The 233-nt window shown below is 62.7% G+C and carries 1 protein-coding gene; it reads right to left on the bottom strand.

Annotated elements, in window-relative coordinates; all coding sequences use genetic code 11:
- The coding region (locus E0702_RS18315) for a UvrD-helicase domain-containing protein (protein WP_132045908.1) at window positions 1-233 on the bottom strand (233 nt) is incomplete at both ends.

Below are 233 nucleotides of genomic sequence, written 5' to 3'. Positions count from 1 at the left end.
ACGGCGTGCCGACCTGGGCCAGCTCGGTGCCGAAATGCTGGCGCATCCGGTCAAACCCGGCGGGATCGGCGCCTTGGAATGAATAGATCGATTGTTTCTGGTCCCCGACCACGAAAATGGTGCGCAAGACATTGGTGCGCGCGCCCTGACCGGCGGTGAATTCGCGCGTCAGCAGGCGAATGACATCCCATTGCACGGGCGAGGTGTCCTGCGCTTCGTCCACCAGCATATGG

The sequence above is a fragment of the Halomonas marinisediminis genome, assembly GCF_004347715.1.
In the GTDB taxonomy this organism is placed as follows: Bacteria; Pseudomonadota; Gammaproteobacteria; order Pseudomonadales; family Halomonadaceae; genus Halomonas; species Halomonas icarae.
This window is presented reverse-complemented; position numbering and strand designations above follow the sequence as displayed.